General features: G+C 41.4%; 27 protein-coding genes and 1 pseudogene. 11 read left to right on the forward strand and 17 right to left on the reverse strand.

What is annotated here, in order from left to right:
* The first annotated feature begins 12 nt into the window (after positions 1-12).
* Both Q1A31_RS05695 and Q1A31_RS05700 read left to right on the forward strand, forming a co-directional pair.
* Positions 13-1233, forward strand: coding sequence for an SO_0444 family Cu/Zn efflux transporter (locus Q1A31_RS05695; RefSeq protein WP_299873622.1), 1221 nt, complete (start codon positions 13-15; stop codon positions 1231-1233).
* 12 nt (positions 1234-1245) lie between these two features.
* Complete coding sequence (locus Q1A31_RS05700; RefSeq protein ID WP_299873625.1) at positions 1246-2106, forward strand: hydroxypyruvate isomerase family protein; 861 nt, start codon at positions 1246-1248, stop codon at positions 2104-2106.
* 69 nt (positions 2107-2175) lie between these two features.
* On the opposite strand, the gene Q1A31_RS05705 is transcribed toward Q1A31_RS05700, so the two are convergent.
* From Q1A31_RS05705 to Q1A31_RS05730, 6 genes are all read right to left on the reverse strand, one after another.
* The gene (locus Q1A31_RS05705) at positions 2176-2817 is read right to left on the reverse strand and encodes a fasciclin domain-containing protein (protein WP_299873627.1); all 642 of its coding nucleotides are present in this window, start codon (positions 2815-2817) and stop codon (positions 2176-2178) included.
* Between the two features lie 216 nt (positions 2818-3033).
* Positions 3034-4236, reverse strand: coding sequence for a multidrug effflux MFS transporter (locus tag Q1A31_RS05710; protein ID WP_299873630.1), 1203 nt, complete (start codon positions 4234-4236; stop codon positions 3034-3036).
* A gap of 122 nt (positions 4237-4358) precedes the next feature.
* A complete protein-coding gene (locus Q1A31_RS05715; RefSeq protein WP_299873633.1) occupies positions 4359-5453 on the reverse strand; it encodes a homoserine O-succinyltransferase in 1095 nt (364 codons plus the stop codon).
* Between the two features lie 67 nt (positions 5454-5520).
* Entirely contained in the window at positions 5521-6366 is an 846-nt protein-coding gene (locus Q1A31_RS05720; RefSeq protein ID WP_299873635.1) for an ATPase, read from the reverse strand.
* A gap of 161 nt (positions 6367-6527) precedes the next feature.
* Entirely contained in the window at positions 6528-7145 is a 618-nt protein-coding gene (locus Q1A31_RS05725; protein ID WP_299873638.1) for a protocatechuate 3,4-dioxygenase, read from the reverse strand.
* Between the two features lie 51 nt (positions 7146-7196).
* Positions 7197-7802 (reverse strand): TetR/AcrR family transcriptional regulator, encoded by a 606-nt coding sequence (locus Q1A31_RS05730; RefSeq protein WP_299873641.1) that lies wholly within the window; start codon positions 7800-7802, stop codon positions 7197-7199.
* Positions 7803-7967: 165 nt separating this feature from the next.
* Here Q1A31_RS05730 and Q1A31_RS05735 point away from each other — a divergent pair, with 165 nt between their 5' ends.
* The 3 genes from Q1A31_RS05735 (at position 7968) to Q1A31_RS05745 (ending at position 9696) form a co-directional block, all read left to right on the forward strand.
* The gene (locus Q1A31_RS05735; protein WP_299873644.1) at positions 7968-8489 is read left to right on the forward strand and encodes a DUF1772 domain-containing protein; all 522 of its coding nucleotides are present in this window, start codon (positions 7968-7970) and stop codon (positions 8487-8489) included.
* A gap of 131 nt (positions 8490-8620) precedes the next feature.
* A complete protein-coding gene (locus Q1A31_RS05740) occupies positions 8621-9502 on the forward strand; it encodes a LysR family transcriptional regulator (protein WP_299873646.1) in 882 nt (293 codons plus the stop codon).
* 29 nt (positions 9503-9531) lie between these two features.
* Positions 9532-9696 carry a hypothetical protein gene (locus tag Q1A31_RS05745; RefSeq protein WP_299873649.1) on the forward strand — a complete coding sequence of 55 codons (165 nt, stop codon included), beginning with the start codon at positions 9532-9534 and terminating at the stop codon, positions 9694-9696.
* A 37-nt stretch (positions 9697-9733) separates the two neighbouring features.
* Here Q1A31_RS05745 and Q1A31_RS05750 read toward each other — a convergent pair whose 3' ends face one another.
* Positions 9734-10297 (reverse strand): cysteine hydrolase family protein, encoded by a 564-nt coding sequence (locus Q1A31_RS05750; protein ID WP_299873652.1) that lies wholly within the window; start codon positions 10295-10297, stop codon positions 9734-9736.
* Positions 10298-10623: 326 nt separating this feature from the next.
* On the opposite strand from Q1A31_RS05750, the gene Q1A31_RS05755 reads away from it, so the two are divergent.
* Positions 10624-11268, forward strand: coding sequence for an ankyrin repeat domain-containing protein (locus Q1A31_RS05755; RefSeq protein ID WP_299873654.1), 645 nt, complete (start codon positions 10624-10626; stop codon positions 11266-11268).
* Between the two features lie 262 nt (positions 11269-11530).
* Here the strand turns inward: Q1A31_RS05755 and Q1A31_RS05760 are convergent, their stop codons facing one another.
* Together Q1A31_RS05760 and Q1A31_RS05765 are read right to left on the reverse strand one after the other, a co-directional pair.
* Positions 11531-11827 (reverse strand): hypothetical protein, encoded by a 297-nt coding sequence (locus tag Q1A31_RS05760; RefSeq protein WP_299873657.1) that lies wholly within the window; start codon positions 11825-11827, stop codon positions 11531-11533.
* A gap of 100 nt (positions 11828-11927) precedes the next feature.
* Positions 11928-12476, reverse strand: coding sequence for a prolyl-tRNA synthetase associated domain-containing protein (locus Q1A31_RS05765; RefSeq protein ID WP_299873660.1), 549 nt, complete (start codon positions 12474-12476; stop codon positions 11928-11930).
* 191 nt (positions 12477-12667) lie between these two features.
* On the opposite strand from Q1A31_RS05765, the gene Q1A31_RS05770 reads away from it, so the two are divergent.
* From Q1A31_RS05770 to Q1A31_RS05780, 3 genes are all read left to right on the forward strand, one after another.
* Entirely contained in the window at positions 12668-13318 is a 651-nt protein-coding gene (locus Q1A31_RS05770; RefSeq protein WP_299873662.1) for an AAA family ATPase, read from the forward strand.
* Positions 13319-13473: 155 nt separating this feature from the next.
* The gene (locus tag Q1A31_RS05775; protein ID WP_299873665.1) at positions 13474-14235 is read left to right on the forward strand and encodes a sulfite exporter TauE/SafE family protein; all 762 of its coding nucleotides are present in this window, start codon (positions 13474-13476) and stop codon (positions 14233-14235) included.
* 328 nt (positions 14236-14563) lie between these two features.
* The gene (locus tag Q1A31_RS05780; RefSeq protein WP_299873668.1) at positions 14564-16327 is read left to right on the forward strand and encodes an ABC transporter transmembrane domain-containing protein; all 1764 of its coding nucleotides are present in this window, start codon (positions 14564-14566) and stop codon (positions 16325-16327) included.
* A 137-nt stretch (positions 16328-16464) separates the two neighbouring features.
* Here the strand turns inward: Q1A31_RS05780 and Q1A31_RS05785 are convergent, their stop codons facing one another.
* The 8 genes and pseudogenes from Q1A31_RS05785 to Q1A31_RS05820 all read right to left on the reverse strand — a co-directional run bounded on the left by Q1A31_RS05785 (position 16465) and on the right by Q1A31_RS05820 (position 23899).
* The gene (locus tag Q1A31_RS05785) at positions 16465-17427 is read right to left on the reverse strand and encodes a calcium/sodium antiporter (protein WP_299873671.1); all 963 of its coding nucleotides are present in this window, start codon (positions 17425-17427) and stop codon (positions 16465-16467) included.
* Between the two features lie 97 nt (positions 17428-17524).
* Complete coding sequence (locus tag Q1A31_RS05790; protein ID WP_299873674.1) at positions 17525-17974, reverse strand: phosphate-starvation-inducible PsiE family protein; 450 nt, start codon at positions 17972-17974, stop codon at positions 17525-17527.
* A gap of 272 nt (positions 17975-18246) precedes the next feature.
* Positions 18247-18726, reverse strand: a pseudogene (locus tag Q1A31_RS05795) (magnesium chelatase domain-containing protein); the annotation flags it as partial.
* 107 nt (positions 18727-18833) lie between these two features.
* Positions 18834-19658 carry a phytanoyl-CoA dioxygenase family protein gene (locus Q1A31_RS05800; protein ID WP_299873677.1) on the reverse strand — a complete coding sequence of 275 codons (825 nt, stop codon included), beginning with the start codon at positions 19656-19658 and terminating at the stop codon, positions 18834-18836.
* Positions 19659-19843: 185 nt separating this feature from the next.
* Entirely contained in the window at positions 19844-20257 is a 414-nt protein-coding gene (locus tag Q1A31_RS05805) for a DUF4952 domain-containing protein (protein ID WP_299873679.1), read from the reverse strand.
* 112 nt (positions 20258-20369) lie between these two features.
* Positions 20370-21743 carry a DNA repair protein RadA gene (radA, locus tag Q1A31_RS05810; RefSeq protein WP_299873681.1) on the reverse strand — a complete coding sequence of 458 codons (1374 nt, stop codon included), beginning with the start codon at positions 21741-21743 and terminating at the stop codon, positions 20370-20372.
* Between the two features lie 3 nt (positions 21744-21746).
* Positions 21747-23033, reverse strand: a complete 1287-nt coding sequence (locus Q1A31_RS05815) for an HlyC/CorC family transporter (protein ID WP_299873684.1) — start codon at positions 23031-23033, stop codon at positions 21747-21749.
* Between the two features lie 5 nt (positions 23034-23038).
* Positions 23039-23899, reverse strand: coding sequence for an inner membrane protein YpjD (locus tag Q1A31_RS05820; RefSeq protein WP_299873687.1), 861 nt, complete (start codon positions 23897-23899; stop codon positions 23039-23041).
* A 250-nt stretch (positions 23900-24149) separates the two neighbouring features.
* Between Q1A31_RS05820 and ffh the strand changes: the two genes are divergently transcribed.
* Both ffh and rpsP read left to right on the forward strand, forming a co-directional pair.
* Positions 24150-25529, forward strand: coding sequence for a signal recognition particle protein (gene ffh / locus Q1A31_RS05825; protein WP_299873689.1), 1380 nt, complete (start codon positions 24150-24152; stop codon positions 25527-25529).
* 265 nt (positions 25530-25794) lie between these two features.
* The gene (rpsP, locus tag Q1A31_RS05830; protein ID WP_299873692.1) at positions 25795-26052 is read left to right on the forward strand and encodes a 30S ribosomal protein S16; all 258 of its coding nucleotides are present in this window, start codon (positions 25795-25797) and stop codon (positions 26050-26052) included.
* The last annotated feature ends 6 nt before the right edge of the window (positions 26053-26058 follow it).

Genomic DNA, 26058 nt, shown 5'->3' on the forward strand with positions numbered 1-26058 from the left:
CAAGGATAGATTATGGAATTTTTAAACAATTTATTAGAATTATGTCTAGAAGCAGCGCCGTGGTTAGTACTGGGTTTAGTCATTGGTGGCTTGATAAAGGCGTTGATTCCAACCTCTTTATTACAAAAGCATCTAAGCGGAAATGGTGCACCATCGGTAATTAAAGCCGCTTTTTTTGGTGCGCCATTGCCATTGTGTTCTTGTGGCGTTATTCCCGCCGCTTTGGGTTTACGTCGTGCGGGTTCTTCAAAATCTGCGACAGTTTCTTTTTTGGTCGCAACACCTGAAACAGGTATTGATTCAGTGAGTGTTTCATACGCCTTGCTGGGTCCATTTATGGCAATTGTCAGACCTATAGCAGCGATAGTATCAGCTATCACGGCAGGTCTTTTGGTGGGTAAGGCAGAAGAAAACGAATCTCATATGGCGGCTTCTGTGGCTACTACGAGTTCAGCGGAAGCTAGCTGTTGTGGATCAGAAAAAACAGAAAAGGTAGTTGCAAAAGCGTCATGTTGCGGTGGCAGCGAGGCAGTATCTAAACCTGTAGAAAAAACAGCTTCATGTTGTGGCAGTGATGAAGAAGCATCAAAACCACCCAAAGAAATAAAGTCATGTTGTGATTCATCAAATGGATCTTCTAACGAGATTCCTATGGAATCTCACCCAGATAGTTTTTTACATAAAGCGTGGGATGGTGTTGTTTACTCATTCACCGATCTATTCGATAAAGTTCTGTTCTGGCTGGCGATTGGTTTGGTATTTGCGGCGCTGGTACAAACCTTTGTGCCGGTAGCTTTTCTCGCAGAATGGGGAAGTGGCTTGCCTGCGATGTTGTTGATGTTAGTGGTAGGCATTCCGATGTACGTTTGTGCAACCGCATCTACACCAATTGCTGCTGGTTTACTACTCGCGGGAGTTTCACCGGGTACAGCTATGGTGTTTTTGATGGCGGGACCAGCGACAAATATTTCAACGCTGGGAGTAATCGGCAAAGAGCTGGGTAGACGCTCATTGATTGCTTATTTATCAGGGGTGACGATCGTTGCTTTAATCACAGGGTTTCTTGTTGATTACCTCATTTCAGCGTTCAACATTGATGTTCAAGGGCAAATTTCACATAGTCACGAAATGGTTCCTGCGGTTATTGCCTGGGCATCATTATTGTTATTAGTTGGTGTCGTTTTAAAATTAAAGCTGGGTAAGAATCACCCATGGAAAACACAAACAAGTTAATAGGGTTCTCACTTGATTAAGACAACTACACATCAATCAATAAATCAGTCCATTAATCCTTCCATTAAGCTATCAGCAAATCTTGGCTTTCTTTGGCAGGAACTCAGCTTGATAGAAGGTATTCATGCTGCAGCTAAAGCGGGTTTTGATGCAGTGGAATGTCACTGGCCGTTTGATACTCCCGCAGAAGACGTCAAACAAGCCTTACAAGAGACGGGCTTGCCAATGTTGAGTTTAAATACATTACCAGGTGATCTGAGCGCAGGCGACTTTGGCGTATGCGCCATTCCAGATAGAGAAACTGAAGCTCGTCAATACATCGAACAAGCCGTTGAATACGCCGCACAGATAAACGCACAACAAGTCCACGTGATGTCGGGTAAAGTTCCAGAAAAAGTGCCCGAAAGTGGGGGGGGGACTAATGGTTATTTAGAATCCTGTTTTGATGTCTATTTGCGTAACTTAAATTACGCGGCAGACCTCGCGGCTGATCATGGCATCGGTATATTGATAGAACCGATAAACCGTCAGGATATACCGGGCTATTATCTTTCAGATATAGAAACGGCTGTAGAAACCGTTGCCTGCCTGAGTCGTTCTAATATCAAAATCATGTTCGATTGTTATCACATTCAAGTAGCGCAAGGAAACCTGATGAAGAGACTCGAGCAATATCTTGAATACATTCAACATATTCAGATTGCCGCAGTGCCATCACGACACGAACCTGATGAAGGTGAAGTGTGCTATAGCCGATTATTAAACTGGTTATATGAATTGGGATATACGGGTTATGTAGGCGCAGAATATCGGCCAAGAGCGACCACAGATGAAGGTTTAGGCTGGATGAACTTTAAGGATAGTCGCTGTTAAGTTCATCTCATAAAAAAGGCCCTCGAGAAATAAATTCAAGAGAGCCTTTTGTGTATTACTTAGCGCGTTTTATTTCGGCATTAAAACCGTGTCAATGACGTGAATTACACCATTGCTTGTCATGATGTCGGCTTTGACTACTTTTGCGTTGTTGATCATAACGCCATTAGATGCATCAACCATCACATCTGAGCCTTGAACAGTTGCCGCTGATTTCACTGTTACTACTTGGTCAGCCGTTACTTTTCCGGCGACTACGTGATAAAGTAGCACTTTTCTTAATGCTTCTTTATCGACTAGTAAGCCATTCAGTACGTCTGCTGGTATTTTTGCAAAGGCTTCATCGGTTGGGGCGAAGACCGTAAATGGTCCTTTACCTTTAAGTGTGTCTACCAGTCCAGCTGCCTTCACCGCTGTAACCAGTGTGTTAAAGCTTCCTGCTTTTACTGCAGTATCAACAATGTCCGCTTTTGGGCTGTGTGCACCGACTTTAATAAAACCACCTTGTGCCATCGGGCTTTTATTTACAGCGTGGCTGTATTGTCCTTGCATTGAATGTTGCTTGGATTGTGCAGACTTCATTTTTTTCGAATAGTCACAATCACTCGCTGATGCCATCATTGGCATAGATACAAATAGGGTCGCAATTGCTGCTGTTAATAGTTTGGCATTTATCTTTGATTTTGAACCTGACTTTAACTCGTTTTTCATTTCATGTATCTCCGTATAGTTAGTGTACGAATCTTCGTACCGCCTACGCAGAGTATGCTGATGACTGTAAAAATTTTGTGAACTGGAAATGAAATTTTTGATTATTTTAAAATAGCATCGACTGGTGGCAAAGCGGTTAGCTCTGCATAAATTCAACTATCGTTTTTTACATAAAAAAACGAGTTGTCATTAAAGTCGGAGATGTCAGTTTTGATGTTATCTAACTCTGAGTTCATACAACCATAGCGTCATTGCAGCCAGTATTAATACGATTTGAGTGATAATAAAGTTGCTCAGTACTGTTCCCAGACTTGCGACGATAAAGCTCGCGGTAATACCATTGAAAACCATTTGAATAAAACTCTGCATCGCGGTCGCAGAGCCACGATTTTTTGGAAAACAATTGATAATTTCGATGGTTAAAACGGGCATGATTACGGCAAGACCGAAGGAATACAATGCGAGTGGGCCAATCACGCGCACTATAGATATCTCTGCGAAGTAATTTAAACTCCAGTTGAAAATGGATATTGCCAGCATCAAGGTGATGAAAATAGTCAGTATTTGTCTTGAGGTTAAATAGTGAATCAAACGATTGGAAACTACCGCGCCCAGCATAATTCCCGAAACCATCGGCACGAATAAAATGTAAAAACTACTCGCATCTAAGCCTAAAACATCAAATAAAAGTGTAGGTGCGCCGGCAATAAATACAAAGAAACTAGCGAACGCAAACGCGAGGATAAAAACCAAACGTAAATAGCGCGGGCTTTGTAAAGTTCTTAAATAAACACGGCTAACTTCCTGAATTCGTATTGAGCTTCTGTTTTCTTGAGGCAGAGATTCGCGCGCGACAATCACGGCATAAGCCATCACCACAATGCCGTAAATGGCTAGAAACCAGAATATAGAACGCCAGCCAAAGAAATCGTGCAGCCACCCACCAATTACTGGTGCGAGTGCAGGCGCGGCAGAAAATAACATCATCACATAGGCCATCGCCTTTTGTGCATCTTTGGTATCAAGCACATCACGTACCATGGCGCGACCAGCGATAAGTGCGCCACCGACTCCTAAACCTTGAAATACTCTCAACCACAATAAATGGTCGAAATCACTGGCTAATGCACAGGCTGCTGATGAAATAAAGTAACTGCCGAGTGAAATAATCATCACCGGTTTACGCCCAATCCAGTCGGTGATAGCACCCCAAACCAATGTCGAGGCACCAAAAGCCATCAGATAAGCACCCAGGGTTTTGGTCATCAAAATCCTGTTTACACCCAGATCAGCTTCCATGCTTTCAAAAGCCGGTAGGTAGGTATCGATACTAAAGGGACCAACCATGGACATTAAAGATACGAGAACAATCAAGTGCCATTTGGCAGTTTGATTTGCTTTAGAAGGTACAGCGTTCACAACAATTACTCTTATAAAACTAGGTGCAAAATGTAATCCGGAAAATGCAGAAAAACGATAGGCAGATAGAAATGGAAATTAGGTCCGAAAAGGCTAAAGAATATAGCGTAGCCTATAGAATATTAAGCGTCAGAGATTTTTTTAAGGGACAGCGGATTATCTGGATCGATGCTATCCATAAACGGTAATCTGCGATCGACATTGGTTACTTGATAAACCAGTCCCATCCAGTTCGCCATAATAGCCGCAGCGGTATCGTGCCAGCTATTGTCAATGTGATCGAGTATCAGTGCTTCAGGAAAAGCAGTTAATTCTTTTTTAAGATTGACCGATTCAATCAAACGATATCTGAATTCATTAAGTATCGCCTGCGTGTGGACATCAAAAACATTCAGAGGGAAAGGGGGGTAATCCAGGTTTTCTCCTTCTCTCATTGCTTTTGCAAAGCGACCGACTTCGCGTTTGTACTCTTTTAGCAAGCTGATGCTATCGTATTCAGGATGCCCCTGAAAATAAACGGTACGGAAACCATCTGGGCTTACCGCCATTTGTACGCCTGCTTCTTTGCTTTCTGCCAATACATGCAAACCAGCCGCTTCAAATTGAGAACGATCGATTTGATTGTAGCGTGAGTGCGGTACATCAAAACGGGTATTAATACCGTTCACCAGTGGGTGATGTTTGTCAGTAACGCGATGACTGAATACGCCCCAGCGCTTATAACCCAAACCATAGCGCGCTTGATTATATTGTAACTCCAACGCGGCATGGGTGGCTAAACAAGAGCAAAGTGTCGATGTTACATTCTCATGCGCCCATTTAAATACTTCACTCAGAGGCTCCCAAAATGGCTCTAAAGGAAGTTTTGGTTGAGAGACGTTTGCGCCGGTTATGATGAGAGCATCAATACCCGCTTCTTTGATTTCTTCAAAGGTGTTGTAGTACTTATCAATATGCTTTTGCGCTTTTTCGCCACGTTCAAAAACCGGCAGACTAAAAGGATGAACATGGAATTGCGCAATCGGATTACTCTCACCGATTAATCGGTAAAACTGGCGCTCAGTAGCCTGCATAGCCGCATCAGGCATCATGTTTAAAATACCGATATGTAGCGCACGTATATCCTGTTTGGATGCTTGCCCAGGGCGCAATACAACCTGACCTTCATCACGCAGGCGCTGAAATGTGGGTAATTTATTATGTTCGACTAATGGCATTTTTGATTTCGGCTTACTTTTATATTAATAACACTTAGATTCAGTAAACTAAGCATACTAATAAAAACTAAGTCTGCTCCGTAATAGCTTTTTTCACTAATTCTAGAAAATCAGATTCGGTTTTAATCTGATATAAATCTTCGGTTTTAATGGTGTAACCATATTTTTCTGCAATCGCTTCATAGCGGGGAATGCGACTGTAGAAAAGTCGCGAAAATACCCAGCGAACAAACGCATCAGGGTCTATCATCGCTACATATTCGAGCTGGTTTTCTTCCATATAAATGGCAAGTTGCTCATCCAGATATTCAGCGCGGTAATACATCGGTTTCGGCGATGCTGTTGCACGATCAATAAGACGTTTCTCGTCATCTTTATTAGCTTGAATGTATAAAATAATGGTGTTGTCTGCCAACATATCAAGCAAGGCATCATCATCTATTTCACAAAGACTGCCGCCAGCATCATTGATAAAGTTATTTAAACCATATATTTGGCGCGCTTTACTCATAAATTCTGGAACATCAGACATGGCTGCGTGTTCAGCATGGTAGAACAGATTTTGACGGCGTTTGAATTCCTCGAGTGATAAACCACCCAATTCAGGGTCGCCAATTTTACCTAAGAAGGTCGATACTGCATCGAGGTTTTCGAAGGTCATATTATTGTTGATATAGATAGAATCCGAGCGTAATAGATCACGCAAAAACGGAACCTGCATCGCCTGAATTTTAATATTATCCAGAATAGGCTCGCTCAAATAACGCGTGCCGATTCGGTAATCACCGGAGTAATGAAACCAGCCGCTCTGGCGTAGAATATTCGATAAAAAGGTTTTACCCACACCCGACATTCCCAATAGGGTAATGGATTTATGTTCAAGTTTTCCAAATTCTTCTGCGTTTAGTCTCACGATTACTCTTCTCTCACATCTGTTTATTTCGAAATCTTTGTAAAGAGACTTTTTGTAACGTTTTCTTAATCAAAGATTTCAGTTTGGCGCTTAGTATAAACGTTTTTGATTGAGTCTAAAACAGGGTTGGCTGTGGAGCATTTTCGAATCGACTTAAAAACTTAAACGATAATATCCAAAGTCGCTTCTAATCCTTCTTTTCCCTGCTTTAAACGCATACTAACTGCTTCTTGTTGTTCAAGTGACATACGGTTGAACAGGAAATCATAATCGTTTTCAGGATAATCATCGATATAAAACTGAGTCGTCAGCTCACGTCCATTGGCAAAAGCTTTCACGTGAATATGCGGCGTGCGGCCAGGGTATGAGACGGGTTTTATGGTGCGAAATGAGTATTCGCCATTATGACCTGAAATAGTGTGTCCAAATCCTTGAAAGGCTTTGTCTAATGGTACAGGGTTTCTATCGCCTGTATGCAGATAATGCCCATTAGCATCGCATTGCCAGATTTCTACACGAGCGCCCTTGATGGGTTTATTGTTAGTATCTAAAACGCGTCCTTGCAGGTGTAACACTTCTCCACCCGCCTGTTTAACCTCATTAGATATCTTCACTAAGTCATTATCAATATCGCCATATCGCATTGATTTTGTGGGATAGAAAGGGCCTTCTGTTGCCCTTGGTGTCCGCATTGCAGCGCTTACAGGCAATATGCTCAAACACGGTAATGCCAATAATGATTGAATGAATTTACGACGATTATTTGCTGTATGTTTCATGGCTAAATTTTACCAGATTATGATTTATATGGTTTTATGATTTATATGGTTTTATGATGTATACAATTGTTTAATGCATTTCAGCGCCAGTTTGGAGCGTAGCTCAATAATATCCGTTGGTAAAACCTCCAATACGCCAATCACTCGCTGTATCTGAATATCTCCGATTAATAAATTGAGATATACTTGTGTCATCTCAATCGCATCGGCATTTTTAAACAACTTATTATCAACCGCTTGTTGAAATACGGCTAAAAGTAGGGGGGTGACCTTCATTCGTCCCTGTTCTGCAATTGTAGAACCCAAAGTATTAGTCTCATTGACATCAAATACGGCTGCACGGTTCAATAAAATTGCTTTTTCGCTACTGATAAGTTCGAGTATCAGTGGTCCGATTATGGTTAATGTTTCTATAGTATCTGATTGATTATCAATTGATTTTTGTAACTGTCGTTCGACGGTTTCAGCATTTTTTTTCACTAGAGATGCAAACAGGTTTTGCTTGTTTCCATACCATTTATACAGGGTTTCATTAGAGGCAGAAGCTTTCTTCGCAATTGCCAGCATCGATGTTTTTTTATAACCGACTTCAGCGAGAAGCGTATAGGCAGCTGACTCAATTTCTGCTCTGCGTTGTTCTTGTTTATTGGTTTTCATCTCAGTGTTTCTTCATTTGCTCTGTGTTCGTTGATAACAGGTTTTGACAGTTATCGTACATAGGTGTACAGTAAATATCAAATACGTACACAGGTGTACGGTTAATTTTTTAGTTTCTAAGACTAAGCAATTTGACTAAAGCTGACACGTTTTAAGGCGTTAGATATGGATATGACAACGATGAAAAGTAATCACGGATTTACCTTAATGGAGAACACTTCTCTGGCAATCGCCACCATTGCTTTTGGCATTATGGCGGGCTTCTTTTGGACTTATTCATTTAATGTGAATTACGCGATGCAGCAAGTTGATGGAGCCACCTATGCGCAAGTTCAATCTCTGTTTAATCAAAACGTGCGTCACTCGATGTTCTTTATCTTCTTTTTTGGAGGAGGGGCATTTTCTGTGATTGCCATATTGTTTAATCTCAAACAACGTCGATCAGTCAGTTTCTGGATGCTCGTTTTAGCTTCGGTGATCTATATCGTTGGCGTTATTATTTACACCAAACAAGTTAATTTACCACTCAATTATTATACTGAATCATGGAATATCACTAATCTGCCAAACGATTGGGAAGCGACGAGAGACAGTTGGAACAGTGCGAATCTATTAAGGGTAGTGACTTCTTTCATCGCATTTCTAATGTGTGTGGCTGCCTTTGTGGTTAGATCATCGCGTCTTTAACGGTTTATTGAAAAAAGTGTCTTAAAGTAGGGGGGTGACTTAATTAATCAATAACACCCAATAACTTATTCAAAACGCGCCGATCAGCAAATACGATTGTTCAGTTCGATAAATAATGTCAACATGATTGAATGGAACTCTACCAACTAAAATCGTTTATCACGATTGCCGAGACAGGCAATCTTACCCAAGCTGCGGATCGTTTATTTATCAGTCAGCCTGCACTCAGTGCGCATATAAAAGCGCTTGAAGAAGAGTTCGATATCAAACTCTTCAATCGAATTTCAACAGGTATGCAGCTGACTGAAAATGGTGAAGCACTAAAACTTAAGGCCTTGCAGATTTTGGAGTCGAGTGACGAGATTCGTTTACAGGCTAAAATGCTGCAAAACAAAGTATCAACGCAGTTACGTATTGGTTTGAATGCTGACGCGGTGTTTTTAAAGCTGGGAAAACTCATCGACGAATTACGCACCCATCACCCCAGTGTTAAAGCGAATATTGTGGCGGGTAACACCCCCGTACTTATGGAGCAATTATCCAATGGATCTCTGGATGGGACGTTCTTCTTCGGCCAAAACGATGATAAAAACCTGGAAAGTATCCAGCTAACAGAAACAACTATTCACATCGCGGGTTCAATTAAATGGCAAGATCAGCTATTAAATGAAGACATCGAAAGTCTCGCTAATCTGCCCTGGATCTATCCTGCGCCTCAATGTCCTTATCTTGATATATTGGATAGGTTGTTTGAAGGCATCGAGAAATCACCCGAATGGAATACGGAAGCGACCTCTGAAATTTATGTGAATGAGTTAATAAAGTCAGGAGCGGGCTTGGCATTAATTATGGAAGAAGAAGCACAACCCATGCTTGATAGAGGTGAAATCTGTGTCTGGCCCGAGGCTTCATTCAAGCTTCCTGTTGGCTTTGCTTATCAAACGAAACGCAAACAAGATCCCGATATCGTGGTGTTAAGTGATATCCTGAAGCGATTATTCCGAGCAGCTTAACTGCATAAATCAAACACAATAGAGGTGTTATGTTTTACTTGATAGGGTCGATTCCTTTTTTAATAAGTGGCGTTGTTTGTCATTATTTGGCCAAAAACCGAGGAGCAAATACCGCTTTCTGGACAGTGATGGGCTTGGTGTTTGGTCCGTTAGCGATACCTTTTGTGTTTCTGTCAGGAAGCGCTGCAAAATAGTGACTGAATCAGGTCGTCATCTAAAATGCATTGGTTTTTAATCTATAGAACTAAGTAATTCCTTAGTGCTTATAATCTGCGCATATTCACCAGCCATATTGGATAATGATATATCGTGAATTTGCTGGGCATTATGCCACTTTCCCGAATAGTCCTTTTTGCCGAAAGTAAAAGTCGCATCTGAAACGACGGTTGTATTAAACCCTAAATTACCGGACATACGCGCAGTCGCTTCTACCGAGTTATTGGTAATCACACCGATAATGACGATATCTTGAATATTTCTCTCGCGCAAAATTTGTTCTAAAGGTGTATTTATAAAAGCACTGTTTGTGTGTTTTTCGATAACTTCTTCGTGTGTTTCAGGCTGGGCAACCGCTTTAAAATCATTCCCTTCCTGATGCGGCCGATAGTGAGAATTGGGTTCCACAGACGTGTGTTTTACATGGATGATGGGCAAGTCGTTGTTTCGCCAGTGCGCTAAAAGCGTTGCTATGTTTTCTTCAGCATCAATATTATTACGCTCGCCCCAATCGGGATGGTCGATGGCTTTTTGTAAATCGATCAGGAGTAATAAGGGCTTGTTTTGAGGCATATTCATCTGACTAGCAGAATATCACAATGTGATTAAAGAGTCGGTTGTAGGTTGATAAAACAAGATTTGTCTAATCAGAACGGTTCAAGCCAAATCAAACATTGTAAAAAAAGCCCCAGAAGTAGGGGGGTGACTTTAACTATGTAGATTAATATGAAATTATTCATCTGGCTCTGATTCCAGAGTTTACCCCTTTAAAAATAAAATGAACCTGAATTGAATTCCAGGCTACTAACTTGTCAGCAATCACGAGTGATTGCGAAAAAGGGACATGAATTGTGGTGGTGGGAGATCATAATAAGTTATAAAAAAATGATTGGGGAATCATAAAAATGAAAACAAAATTACTTGCCACCACACTTATTATTGCTTTAAACACACAGGCTTTTGCTTTTACAAAAGCTGATGAATTACTTAACGCGATAGAATCTCAAAATACTGATCTGGTTGAGTCTTTGGTTCGTAATGGCGTAGATCTGAACCTGGATGTATCGGTGCATAACACCACACCTTTGATGCATGCGGTTGATACCAGCACCGTCGCCATTGTAGAAAATTTGATTAAGCACGGTTCTAAGGTTGATGTTGCAGACAACTCGGGAACCACACCTCTCATTTATTCGATTAAAACGAATAAACAAGAAATTGCATCATTGCTGATAAAGAAAAGTAGAAACATCAATATGCAGGATAACAAAGGTGCATCAGCACTGCATTATGCTGCTAAAAAAGGTAACGAAACACTGTTCAAACAGATTGTTAAAAGCGGTGGTAATTTAAAAGCCATCGATGATTCTGGTAACAATGCATTGTTTCATGCGCTAGAAGGGCGCAATAAAAGAATCATCAATGAATTGATCGCAACTCGACAGTTTGATTTGGCGCATAAAAATAAATCAGGCGAAACAGCTGTCAAAGTAGCGCAACGTGTGGGTTTAAATGACGTTGCCATACGAATTTCTAGAGGTAGAAATTAGTTTATTTTTAGAGTGATCGTTTTTTATAGATGGCTTGTGTATAGATATTTAATGATAGATAGAAACACAAAAAACACAATTTTGATCAACAGGCTATATGGCTCCATATAGTTTTCCGTTTTATTTAAAGTTGAATTGTTCTTAATGATCTTGATTCAGCTTTGAATAAATATGACACCTTCCGGGTTTTAGGCTTTATCTCCCACGAAAACGGCCTAAAAGTTGGGAGGTGTCTTTTTACTTTCTACTTTTCTACTAGAAATTAATTAATATTCAAATTAAATAGAAAAAAAGCACAGCCAATTAAAAATAAAATCCAGCTTAAGAAAGAGACAGCGTTTGATGAGAGTCCATCACTGTGGTCACTTGCAAATGACTCCATAAAGCCAAAACTTCCCAGAAACGCAAAAACGCCACTGAATATAATCAATAGAAGCAGTAAGCCCAAAACGGCAGCGGCTGCCAATCCATTTTGTTGTCCACCGCTAAACCATTCGAATAATACAACGATGATATAAATACCAATTGCGGTTAGTTTGTGTTTTTCTATATATGGCATGACGAGCGCCTTGTTATTGTTTTAGCCCCCATTATAACGTGATTTACAGTTAGTGCCTTTTCAGCCGATTAATGGAAAGTGATAATAAAAAATGCCTGATTCAAAATTCTATTATCCCTGCCGGATGATTCCAGCTTTCAAGCAATGTGAGTAAATCACCGCAACGCATTCTTGTGGTGTGGGTGTTTCTGCAAGGGTGCATATAAATCCATCCCTGTTCGATTAAAGCCTTCTCAATAAAGACTTGTACGCTGTTTGAATGATCATTGATTAATGCTAGCGGTGATACTGAACCAGGCACCACGCCAAGGTATTGACCCAATCGATCAGTGCTGGCAAACGATAAATGTCCGCCAGTGAGTTCTAATTTGTCGCGCAGTTCCTTTAACTCAATCATGCAATCTTGTTCAACCACTAATAAAACCATACGACCTTTTTTATTGCGTAAGAATAGGTTTTTGGTTTTTGCGCCGGGTTTGTCGAAAGTCACTTTTTTGGATTGTTCCACAGTGAAAAGTGGTTCGTGGACTTTGGTTTCCTGTTCGAAGTTTAACGCTTCGATAGCGGCGATCACTTGATCGGGTGTTGCGGCTAAGTCGCCGTTTTCCAGAGTAATTGTTTCAGGATTGGGTCTATCGGAATGGGCCATTGGTTTTTTATCTATGATTGGTTTAAGTGATTGCTGGATGATAGCTTAGAAAAAAAACGCCTGAAACCAGGGGGGTGTGTTTTATTATAAAAAGGGTGTGTTTTTATGACTAATAAATAAGATCGTAAAATATTTAGCAGTGTTCTTAAGCTTTTCAACTATTCTTCAATTAAATAAGGAGTCTGAAACACATGCAAGAATATGATGAGCTAGCAGCAGAGCTTAGAGACAGAGCCAATAAAATGGCCGAAGGAGAACAGCTGTGGATAGGGCTTGCAGGTGGCCCAGGAAGTGGGAAAAGTACGCTTTCTGCAGAGTTGCAAAAACGCCTGGAGGATTTATTGCTCGTCATTCCTCTTGATGGCTACCATTACTATCGAAGCGAGCTGGATCAAATGGATGACCCTGCAGAGGCTCACATGCGAAGGGGTGCACCTTTTACGTTCAATTCAGCCAAGTTCATCAATGATCTTATTGAGGCTAAACGCTCGGGCGAGGGCTCCTTTTCTTCGTTTGATCATCGTATCGGCGATCCTATTGAAAACGATATAAAACTGTTGAAAACCCATCGGATTGTGCTGGTTGAAGGAAATTATTTGCTTCTGGATGCTGATCCCTGGAGTCAATTACGAGATTTAGTATTTGATGAAGCATGGTATCTGAATGTCTCAGTGGATGAATGTAAGCGACGATTGATGAAACGTCATGTGGACGTTGGTTTAAGTGAAGAACAGGCTTTACAAAGGGTTATGACCAGTGATGGCATGAATGCAGAGCTTATAGCGGCGGAGTCACCGGCAAATGCGGATCGTTTTGTTCAGGTTGCTACTTTAATCACATAATCAAAAACATCACTCTGCATATTTAGTCGTACATTTGGAGTATGAAAAACGACAGAATCAACGGATACCTACTACGATAGTATCAGTATCTAAAATAAAACAATCTGTTTTAGGTGTAAAACGAATACGTTGTTACGAGAATCCAGTGAAATAAAATGTTTTCTAATCTTTCAAATACAGACTCTTTTGGGGTTCTGGCAATCTTCTTTGCCATATTTTTAGGCGGAGTCCTAAAAGGGGCAACGGGTGTGGGAATGCCTATTGTTGCCATACCGGTGATCACCGCGTTCTATGATATACGTCTTGCGGTAACTATTCTGGTTGTTCCGAACATTCTCAGCAATACGTTGCAGATTTATAAATATCGAAACTACAACCTGGAACCCAGATTCACGCGTAATTTCGCTATTGCCGGTTTATTAGGCGCAGCACTTGGGACGATGATGCTTGCCTACGTGCCCGTAGATCAACTGAATATTTTAATGGCGCTTATTGTGCTCGCCTATATCGTATTAAGGCTGACCAAGCCCGTGTTCCAACTGCCGCTTGAACGTGCAAAAAAATTAGCCTGGTATGCCGGTTTGAGTGGGGGAGTATTGCAAGGAGCGCTCGGTATTTCAGGTCCTGTATCTCTTACCTTTCTTAACGCTATTAAGTTAAACCGGTCGGTGTTTATTTTTACAATATCGGTGTTCTTTATCGCAATGTGCGTCGCTCAAATACCACTACTAATAGCCTACGGCTTGATGAATGTTCAAACATTTATTGTGGGTTTGTTTGCTTTTATCCCATTGCTTGCAGGTTTGCCTGTCGGTGAAATGATTGGTAGACGAATGAATGCAGTCGTGTTTGATCGGGTGATATTGGTATTGCTTTCTGTGTTGGCGCTTAAGCAGATTATTGGTGTTATGTTGTAGTGTTTATTCTTGCTAGTTGAGCGGCATTGATATTTAAAGGTTAGATAATAATTACTTCAAAAAAGTGCCTGTAAGTGGGGAGGTGGCTTTTTAGGATCATCAAGAACCAAGAAATGGCAAGCCAACGGACAGTTGTTTTAAATCCTTTATCGTTATATCTAAATCTTATCTAGATTGACTATGCGCATTGAAGTCTAGTTAAAACGCCTAATACTTAAGCTCTCTGAGATGATATTTTTGGAGGTGTTAATCAAGTAGTTAGAAAAGTGTATGCGTTCATTTCCTACATCCATGCAATACTAAAACAAACCCTCAGCAGAATCCATATATGGCAAATAAAAGTTATTCAGTGCTCATCCAGCTAGGCCGTTTTTTACTCAATTACAAAAGTACGCTAGTGGCGGCTGGGTGTGCCTTAATATTCACCGCCGGAGTTACCCTGGCAATGGGTCAGGGTATAAAAATACTCATCGATGATGGTTTTGTTGCGGGCTCTGTCGATAAACTCAATACTGCTTCGCTTTTTATTATTGCAATTGCAGCGCTGATGGCAATTGGGACTTATGCGCGTTTTTATCTGGTCTCGTGGTTGGGTGAAAGGGTATCTGCGGATATTCGACAGGCCGTATTTGATCACCTGATAACACTGCATCCCAGCTATTTTGAAGAGAACCGCAGCGGCGAAATCATGTCGCGGCTGACTACCGATACGACCTTGCTACAAACGGTCATTGGTTCGTCAGCAGCAATGGCATTGAGATCATTGCTTACCTTTAGTGGCGGGCTGATACTGCTTTTAATTACAAATTTAAAGCTGACCATGTTCGTACTTGTCGGTGTGCCCATTGTGTTAGTCCCGATCATTTTATTTGGCCGTCGAGTTCGAAAGTTATCACGCAAAAGCCAAGACACCATTGCCGATGTCGGCAGCCATGCAGGCGAGATCATCCAACAGATTAAAACAGTGCAAAGTTACACTCAAGAGGCTAATGAGCGTAAGGCGTTTGCAGGTCACGTCGAAGGTGCTTTTGAGATAGCGCGTAAACGTATTAAACAACGCGCCATGTTAATTGCTGTCGTTATCTCGTTAATCTTCAGCGCTATTGCGGCAATGTTGTGGGTCGGTGGCAATGATGTGATCAATGGTGTTATGACTGGCGGTGAACTAGGTGCGTTTGTGTTTTATGCGATTGTGGTCGCGGGTTCTGTTGCCACTATTTCTGAAGTGATTGGCGATGTTCAACGTGCCGCTGGCGCAGCTGAAAGGTTGTTTGAATTACTATCAATCAAGAGCGTTATCGATTTGCCAAGTAAGCCAAAAAGCGCAGGTAGTATTAATAAAAACGGCTCGCGAATGCAGTTTAAAAACGTCACTTTTCATTATCCATCAAGACCAGATGTAGCGGCCTTGGATAATTTGAATCTAGTCATTGAAGAAGGTAAGTCTCTGGCGCTAGTGGGCCCTTCTGGCGCGGGTAAATCAACGGTTTTCGAATTACTGCAACGTTTCTATGATCCAGATCAGGGCACTATAACTTTAGGTGAAACAGACATCCGAGAGCTTCTTCCTAGCGACCTACGTTCACAACTTGCAGTAGTCGCTCAGCAACCGACTTTATTCAGTAGCGACGTAATGTACAATATACGTTACGGCAAGCCCGATGCCACAAAAGAAGAAGTGATTGAAGCCGCCAAAGCGGCTAATGCTCATGAATTTATACGAAAACTCCCTGATGGTTATGAGAGCTTTTTAGGCGAGCAGGGTGTTCGCCTGTCAGGTGGACAACGTCAGCGAATTGCCATTGCTCGAGCTATTTTAAAAGACCCCAGGATTTTATTATTGGATGAAGCGACATCAGCGCTAGATGCTGAAAGCGAGCACCGCGTTCAACAAGCCTTAGAGTACTTAATGCAAGGTCGAACGACAGTGATTATCGCGCATCGTTTAGCGACTATTCGTAACGCTGATTCGATTGCAGTATTAAAAGAGGGGAAACTCGTTGCGCAGGGTAAGCATGATGAGTTACTGGAGAGTTCGCCTCTGTATAAGCGGTTGTCTGAGTTGCAGTTTCAGGAGCGTTCGGTGAGCTAGGCTGTTTCTGGAAAATAGGCTAAAAGTGGGGGGAGGTGTCATTTTATTAATATCTGTTTGAATTTGATAAGTTTTTTCGCTGCTCTTTTGACTGTTTCATTTCCTCGGGTATTTGTTCACAGCACCGAGTAACTTTGTTAACCACGGAATAACGTAAAACTTAGCCAGACATATATGCCGTAACCTATCAGTAACATTCCACCTTCAAGTCGGCTCAGGTGTCTTTGCGTGTACAAGAACAAAAGCAAGATTAAAGACGTCCCAAGCATGACCCATTGATCAAACTGCAGGATTCTTGCATGAACCGGAAGTGGCTGAAGAAGTGCTGACACACCCAGAATTCCGAGTAAGTTGAAGATATTACTTCCTAGTATGTTACCAATCGCTACATCAGCGTGTCGGCGAACTGCTGCAATTACCGATATAGACAATTCTGGAAGAGATGTACCTACCGCCACTAGCGTCAAACCAATCACGGCTTCTGGTACATTATAGTGTTCTGCAATGCCAATAGCCCCAATTAGTAGAACTTGTGAACCACCTATTAATAACAACAAACCAAGACCTATGGCAAATACAATCCAAAGCGTTGACTTCGAATCAACAGATATTTCTTTTGATTCTGCTCGATGTAGCTCCCCCGCAGGTGAAGCGTGGAAGCTTTCGCTCCAATAAGCCCAAATTAAGTAAGCAAATAAGGCAGCAAGCAAGATAGCAGCATCGGCACGACCGAGAGCACTTCCTCCTACCAGAATGAGGAACAATATGCTTGCTGCAACTACCGTCGCAGCGTCTCGTTTTAGCACCAATGGTTTGACCGTTAACGGTGTGATCAACGCGCAAATTCCTAGAATTAATAATATATTACTAATATTACTGCCAACAACGTTTCCAATAGCTATATCTGGCTTTCCCTCTATTGCAGCATTAACGGAAACTACCAACTCCGGAGCTGAAGTACCAAAACCAACAATAACAATGCCACTAAGCAAGGGCGAAACACCCAAACGTCTTGCCGCAGCTAGAGAGCCACGAATCAATGCTTCACCACCTATGGTAAGCAATGCTATACCAGTAAAGAGGAATAAAATGTTCAACAAACTTTTGACCATAAGGGCATAAATATTAACTCCTTAAAAAGTGCCGGGAGCCATTGTGGCGCAATATACAATCAGTTCGGGCTCTAATAATCTGTTCTTACGAATCTTTATTCTGTCTATCTATTAAGAAATACGTTATTCCTAGCGCCAAAGTTACAGCAGCTGTTGATAGAATATACATTGGCCCAATATCATTGAAATCCAGAACAATAACTTTTCTTGCAATTGCCACTAAGGCGGTTGAAATAACTAGTTTCAAAGGGATTATATTTGTTTTCAAATACAGAACTATATTTTGGTAAACCTCTACCCCTATTAAAACCATTAAAAAGGCTCCGAACAATTTTAATATATCAGATGCTTCAAGAATAAAAAGCGGAGGTGATAGTAGTTTCTCATAAAGCACAAATACAACATCTGCAACTCCCCAAAAAATAACTAGCACCATTAAAATGGCTAAAATGCTCATGGCAGCTCTAATTGCCTTGTTAAGCCATGCAATTAGTGGAATTTCATGGTCTACCGGTAATTCATCATGTTTATTCATCTTTCAATACCAATTGTGGGTAGTTTGGGGGACTAACAGACTATTAATAAGGCCGATGGTTTTTTAATTTATTATCGTGCCGTTGGCCTACTTTTTTTGAGATTATTTAGAGAACTTCAGTAATTCTTTACTTATATCACAATAAATTTATTGCTTTTGTTTACTTTTTTCATTAACTGAACAAATGGTAAGTATATTGATTTATTTTACTTAGATTTTTTATCGAGTAAGCACCAAAACCTACTAAAAGTAGGGGGGTGACTATAATTCACCTAAAGATAATCCAAAGCATCTTCCAGCCGCTGTGCTGTCATTATCTTCATATCAGGAATTGGTTTCTGTGGCATATTGCCTTTTGGAATGATGGCGCGTTTGTAGCCATGTTTAGCAGCTTCTTTGAGGCGATCTTCACCATTGGTTACTGGGCGAATTTCACCTGCTAAGCCAATCTCGCCAAAAACGGCTAGATCTGATGGGTGTGGTTTGTTTTTAAAGCTGGATAGGGCCGCGAGTATCATCGCTAAGTCGGCGCCGGTTTCGGTAATTTTTATTCCGCCGACTACATTGATGAAGACGTCTTGGTCAAACATCGATACACCACCGTGGCGATATAGAACCGCAAGTAACATATTGATACGGTTTTGTTCTAGGCCGATGACGACTCGTCTTGCTTGTTGCCCGTGGCTGTCATCAACGAGCGCCTGTACTTCAACTAACAGTGGGCGTGTGCCTTCTCGTGTAACCATGATCAGTTGTTGGAGAGTTCGCCTCTGTATAAGCGGTTGTCTGAGTTGCAATTTCAGGAGCGGTCTGTGAGCTAGATTGAAAAAATAGCCTAAAAGGTAGGGGGTGTCTTTTTTTACATATTACGTTTCATTTTGGCGCCTTCGTAAAGTACATCTGCAAAGGCATCATTAGCTTTGTCTCTGGCTAATCTGTTTTCTTCTGAATAGGTTTCACTAGGTCGAGGGACTTCTATAAAATCATTAGAGACTGGTGCTCCTTGAATATGCATCACATGATGCTCACCACGAGCTGGCTTAACATCATCGCCTAAATAAGATTGCAAGGCTAAGCCAATCCGCCGACTATCACTATTGTTCGGTAATGAACCATGGACTAACCAAGGTCCATGAAAGGACATTTGTCCTGGGCGCAGGATTAAGTTCACTGCGGTTGATTTGTCTATGTCTGCTACTTCTTGTCCACGCGTTAAAATATTATCCTCACCAAACGTATCGTTGTGCTTAACCATTCCTTGGTGATGGGTTTTAGGTATTACCGCAACACAACCGTTTTCGAGATTACTGTGGGTTAATGCTAGCCAGCCTGTAGTCAAATTATTAGAAGCTAAACCCATATAAGTAGCGTCTTGATGCCAGCTGACATAGGAAGAAGATTTAGGTTCTTTGGCAAATAAAACAGTGCCCAATAAACTCATATTCTCGCCCACCAAAGAAGCGGCTGCAGAAACTATCTTTTTATTGAAAGCAAGCTCAGCCATAAACGGGAATGAAATATGCGCGTTGTTACGATATCTGGCAGAAAACTGACCTGGGTAATCTAATTCAGCTTGCTCTAGTCGCGAAAGATAATAAGCTGCTTCGTCTTCACTCATGATATCTATAGGAGAAACCCAGCCAAATTCCCGGTAATGTTCTATTTGTTCTTTGCTCAGTGACATGGGTACTCCTTGTTACTTTTTAATTAAGTATAGGAATGATTAGATAAGATATTCAGAAAATGTTTTCACAAAATATTTTCACGAATTCATGACGGCTTTCGATTCTTTATTCTCGCTTAAAATCAGGTGAGAGTTATATCAATTAAGCATATTTTTTTGATAAAAGCAGGGAGGGTAATACCCGCTTACGGCAAAATTATATATTTGCCAATAATAACTTTAAATTCTTTGTAGTCTCGCCACTTTTCTTGGAAATTGTATTCATCGTATGAATGCATATTGATTGAATAGGTATCTCCATTTTTGCTTTGGTAAGTTGTAGGGTTAGTCTCCCAACCACAACAAACAAAACGTAGCCTTTTTAAGTTGAACTTTTTGTGTAAGAAGTCTTCGACGATTTTGGCTTGTACTCCTGAAACTGAGTAATAAGATTCAAAAAGAACGGCTGGAGCTTTTTCGACTTTTTTGCAGCTTTGGAACGTTAGCTCGGTAGGTTTTAAATTTAATTCTTGAAGGAAGTCTATGCAATCTTCTTTCTTGCTAGATGTTGCTAGAGAAGGGATAAATAAAAGACAAAGTAATAGAGTGGTGATTTTCATCTTCTGATTTACTGTTTAATTAGTAAGAGTTTTATTAGTTTAACATTCCAAATTATAGATGTGTTAATTTGAAAAAAGTGCCGAAAAGGTAGGGGGTGTCCTTTAAACTCTACTACAAGTAATCCAGAGCATCTTCCAATCGCTGTGCTGTCATTATCTTCATTCCAGGAATCGGTTTCTGCGGCATATTACCTTTTGGAATAATAGCGCGTTTATAGCCGTGTTTTGCGGCTTCTTTGAGGCGTTCTTCGCCATTGGGTACGGGGCGAATTTCACCTGCTAAGCCAATTTCGCCAAACACCACTAGATCTGATGGATGCGGTTTGTTTTTAAAACTGGATAGGGCCGCGAGTATCATCGCTAAGTCGGCGCCGGTTTCGGTAATTTTCATTCCGCCGACAACGTTAATGAATACATCTTGGTCAAACATCGATACACCGCCGTGGCGATGAAGTACTGCGAGTAGCATGGCAATTCTGTTTTGTTCTAAACCGATTACAACTCGTCGTGCCTGTTGTCCGTGACTATCATCAACGAGTGCTTGTACTTCTACTAGCAAAGGTCGTGTGCCTTCGCGTGTAACCATTATCACACTGCCGGCTACGGGTGTTTCATGTCGGGAAAGGAATATGGCTGACGGGTTATTTACGCCGATCAGACCTTTTTCGGTCATTGCGAATACGCCAAGTTCATTGACTGCGCCAAAACGATTTTTTACTGCGCGCAAGATTCTATAGCGTCCACCGGGATCACCTTCAAAATAGAGTACAGTATCGACCATATGTTCCAATACGCGTGGGCCAGCGAGTGTGCCTTCTTTGGTGACGTGGCCCGCAATAAATAGTGAGGTGTTGGTTTGTTTGGCGAAACGTGTGAGTCTTGCGGTGGCTTCACGTACTTGGCTAACACCACCGGGGGCTGAATTGAGTTCTTCGGTGTGGATGGTTTGTATCGAGTCGATCACCATCACATCGGGTTTTTCATGCATGGCATGTTCGATAATGCGTTCTACACAGGTTTCTGTGAGTAAGCGTAATGGTTCGGTGGGGAGTTCTAAACGCGTGGCGCGCATCGAGACTTGCTGCAATGATTCCTCGCCGGTGACATAGAGCGTGCGCAGATCAGACAGGCTGGCGAGTACTTGAATCAATATGGTTGATTTACCAATGCCGGGGTCACCGCCAATGAGTGTAACTGAGCCTTGGACTAATCCGCCACCTAAGGTGCGATCGAGTTCGGATAGTCCTGTCTTGGTGCGTGGTACGGCTTTAAGGTCGATGTCTTTAATCGATTTAATTTGCCCGACATCACCCGAATAACTTTGAAAACGGCTACCTTTTGCTGCCACTGTGCCCGCTGCTGAACTACTTTGTACGGCGTTTTCTTCAAGTGTGTTCCATTCCTTGCATTCACTGCATTGGCCTTCCCACTTGATGTGGACGGTGCCACAGGAGGTGCAATGATATTCAGTCTTAGGTTTTGCCATTTTTTAATCTTCTATGATGCGTCTGTGATCATTAATTCGTGGATAAAGAATCAGTGTTTTTATCACATTATTTTGTGTTTTTCTGATTTCCATCGGGTAGTCGTTTATCAGGATGCTGGTTCCCGGTGTAGGTATATGTCCGAGTTCTTCTGTAACGAGACCATTAATGGTTTTCGCGCCGTCGGTAGGTAGTTCCATATTCAATTGACGATTGATGTCACGAATATGCATGGCACCTTCGATCCAGATCGAACCGTCTTCGTTTACTTTTGCTTCGTAATCGAAGTTGGCTGGCGATGTTGAAAATTGCCCAACAATTTCTTCTAGAATATCTTCGAGTGTTACAAGTCCCTGGATATCGCCATATTCATCGACAACTAATGACATGCGGCGGCGTTCGTCCTGAAAGTTAATCAATTGCTGCGTTAGTGGGACACCTTCTGGGGTAAAGTGTGCGGGCGATATGAGGTTTTCAAAGCGCTCGCGATCCATTTTGTCTTCATGGAACAAAGGCATGATGCGGCGTAAATGCAAGAAGCCAACAATATTATTAATACTGCCTCGGTAAATCAGTAGGCGGGTAAAATTACTGCGCAGGATTTGTTCTTCAATATCATTCCAGTCATCCGTAAGGTCGATGCCGCTGATATCGGTTCGTGGAATCATAATATCTTCGACGGTGATTGATTCCATATCCAGAACACGCATAAGCATGTCTTGGTGGTTCTCGGGGATTAATCCGCTGGCTTCAATGACGACGGTTTTAAGTTCTTCGTGACTCAGTGATTGATCATCGGTGGCATGAGGGTCAACCCCCACCAGACGCACCACCATATTTGCAAAGAGATTTATTACCCAAACCAGAGGGTAAGCAAACTTCAGCATAACTACATATACATAAGATGCAGGCAGTGCAATCTGTTCTGAGCGCAACGCAGCAATGGTTTTTGGGGTGACTTCGGCAAACACTAACAGAGCTAAGGTTAACAGTCCTGTGGAGATGGCTACACCAGCGCTACCGCCCAGAAGAAAACCGAGATAGGTGGCTAATTGAGTGATGAGGATATTAACCAGATTGTTGCCAATCAGAATCACGCCGATTAGCCTGTCTGGTTTTTGCAGGAGTTGCATTGCGAGTTTCGCGCCTTTGTTCTTTTTCGAAAGGTGCTTAAGTTTGTAGCGATTTAACGACATTAATGCCGTTTCTGTTCCTGAGAAAAATGCTGACATGAAAAATAGAATCATGAGCACCAGGAATAATATTCCTACTGGAATTTCATTGATGTCCACGTGTATTAACTATTTCTTTCTAAAAGTAGGGGGGTGTCAATTTGAGCTATTGGTTTATCGACAATAAATTCCTGAATGAATTTTGAGCCAAAAAAAGCCAATGCCAATACAAAAAATCCTGCGAGGGTCCAGCGAACGGCTATTTTACCACGCCAGCCATATTTCCATCGTCCAATTAGTAGTGAAGTAAAAATCACCCAGGAGATAATGGAGAGAATGGTTTTGTGCGCGACATTCGAGCCAAATAGGTTTTCAAGATAATAGAAACCGGTAACGAGACTGATCGTTAATAAAATCACGCCAATGTTAATCAGCCTGAATAGGAAGTGTTCCATATCTTCAAGCGAAGGAAGTGTACGAATGAAGCCATTGTTTTGGCGGTTATGCAAGTGCTTGTTCTGGGTATGTAACAGCAGTGACTGGAATGATGCCAGCATTAATACGCTGTAAGCTAACAGTGAAATTAAAATATGAATGCCCAGACCGCTATGCATATGCACGACTCTTTCTGAGCCTGAGCCAATGGTGCTGCTAAGCAGGCTGATTACCGTAATAGGGAGTACAATAATGGCTAGTGACTCGATCCTTCTGGTGATGGTTGTTATAAACAGTAATAGACTGATAAACCACATGACATAAGAAGATAAGGTAAAGAAGCTAAATGATAACGGCTCTCCATTCATTAAAGGCGTATGAATACTTATAATGTGAATGGCTAGAGCAATAAACCAGACAATAAAAAAGTATTTTCTTTTGTCTTTACAGGTATCAGGATTTTCTATGCTGGCACGAACACAGGCAGTTATCATATACCAACTGATTAAATAGAATATAATCGCCGCAAAGTTCAATAAGTTAGCTGTCATGAGTTATCGTCTGTTTGATCTCTTTATAATATCTTTGATTTACTGGGATGAAATTTTGTTAGTCTCTAATTATAATGCGTGTCGACTAAGATATTCATTATAGAGTAATGAAAGCTAATGTTATACTAGACGATTACTTGTCGTTTAAAAAAATTAATTAAAGAATAACTTTTTATTTATAGAGTTGTTTTAAGGCTCATTTTAGAGCCTATTTTAAAGAAAAGAACAAAACATAAAAGAGTATTTATAGATGTTTGAGAATTTAAGTGATCGTCTTTCCCATACAGTCAAGAAACTAAAAGGTCAGGCGCGACTAACAGAAGACAATATTAAAGATGCTATGCGTGAAGTTCGCATGGCTTTATTGGAAGCGGATGTTGCGCTACCAGTTGTTAGAACCTTTGTTGATAAAGTCAAAGAACGCGCCATTGGTGTTGAAGTGCAGGGGAGTTTGTCTCCTGGTCAGGCGCTGGTTAAAGTTGTTAATGACGAACTTGTCAAAATCATGGGTGAGGCAAACGAGTCTCTTGATTTAAATGCTCAACCACCAGCTGTTGTGTTAATGGCGGGTTTGCAAGGTGCTGGTAAAACAACCACTGCAGGTAAATTAGCCAAACTTCTTCAAGAAAGAGAAAAGAAGACTGTCGCAATGGTGAGTTGTGACGTTTATCGTCCAGCGGCGATTAAGCAGTTAGAGACATTGGCAGGTCAGGTTGAAGCAACCTTCATCGAAAGTGATGTAGGGCAGTCACCTGTTGATATCGCAAAGGCTGCTTTAGAGTATGCCAAGCGAAATCATATCGATGTGCTGTTAGTGGATACAGCAGGTCGATTACATGTTGATACTGACATGATGGAAGAAATTCAATTAATCCATGCAGCGGTTAATCCAGTAGAGACTTTATTTGTCGTTGACGCTATGACAGGTCAAGATGCAGCGAATACCGCAAAAGCATTTGGTGATGCATTGCCACTAACCGGTGTTGTATTGACCAAAGCTGATGGTGATGCACGTGGTGGTGCAGCCCTATCTGTACGTGAAGTGACTGGCAAGCCAATCAAATTCATCGGTATGGGTGAAAAGATTGATGAGCTAGAGCCGTTCCATCCAGAGAGAATGGCTTCTCGTATCCTTGGAATGGGAGACGTACTTTCTTTAGTAGAGGAAGCGCAGCGTAAAGTTGACCATAAAGATGCCCAGCAATTAGCAAAGAAGCTGAATAGGGGTAAAGGTTTCGATTTGGAGGATTTGCGTAATCAAATGCTTCAAATGCAAAAGATGGGTGGCATGGGTGGCTTAATGGATAAGTTGCCAGGAATGGGTAAGATGACTCAGGCCGTTCAAGATGGTGCTGGCGATAAAGAAGTAAATCGCATGGTTGCTATCATTAATTCGATGACGCCAAAAGAAAGACGTTTTCCTGCGGTCATCAAAGGTTCACATAAAAAGCGTATCGCTGCAGGTTGCGGTCTGCAAATTCAAGACGTTAATCGTTTACTCAAGCAACATAAGCAAATGAGTAAAATGATGAAAAAATTTAAAGGTGGCGGCTTGAAGAAAATGATGCGTGGCATGAAAGGTCAAATGCCTCCCGGAATGGGTGGCGGTGGTGGTTTTCCCGGTATGTAGATTCTGGAATTTAGGGTACAATCTGATTTCTGGAAGCACTTTTTAAATGCAAAATGACCAGTAATAATTAAAACTGGCACTTTTCGTTTATTTCATTAGAAAATATACTTTCTTTTTCAAATAAAAAGCGTAGAATTGCGCGATTATTTTTCTGTTGCTTTAGGGCAAGATAGTTAGTTGCTCGTATTTTGTGATTCATTCATATCCTAGATATAAATGAAGAACGATTTGTTGAGTATTTAGCGTTAATTGAGATTTTAAGATTATGGTTACAATCCGTATGGCTCGTGGCGGTTCTAAGAAACGTCCTTTTTACAAAATTGTTGTTACTGATTCACGTAAGCCACGTGACAGTGGATATATTGAAAGACTAGGATTTTTTAATCCTCGTGCAACTGGTCAGGAAGTTCGTTTAGAGCTTAAGCAAGACCGTGTTGATCATTGGATCAAAGAAGGTGCGCAACTTTCTACACGTATCTCTACTTTATTAAAAGAGTCAGCTAAAACTGCTGTAGCTTCTTAATTAGAT

This window comes from uncultured Cocleimonas sp. (genome assembly GCF_947495625.1).
Classification (GTDB): domain Bacteria; phylum Pseudomonadota; class Gammaproteobacteria; order Thiotrichales; family Thiotrichaceae; genus Cocleimonas.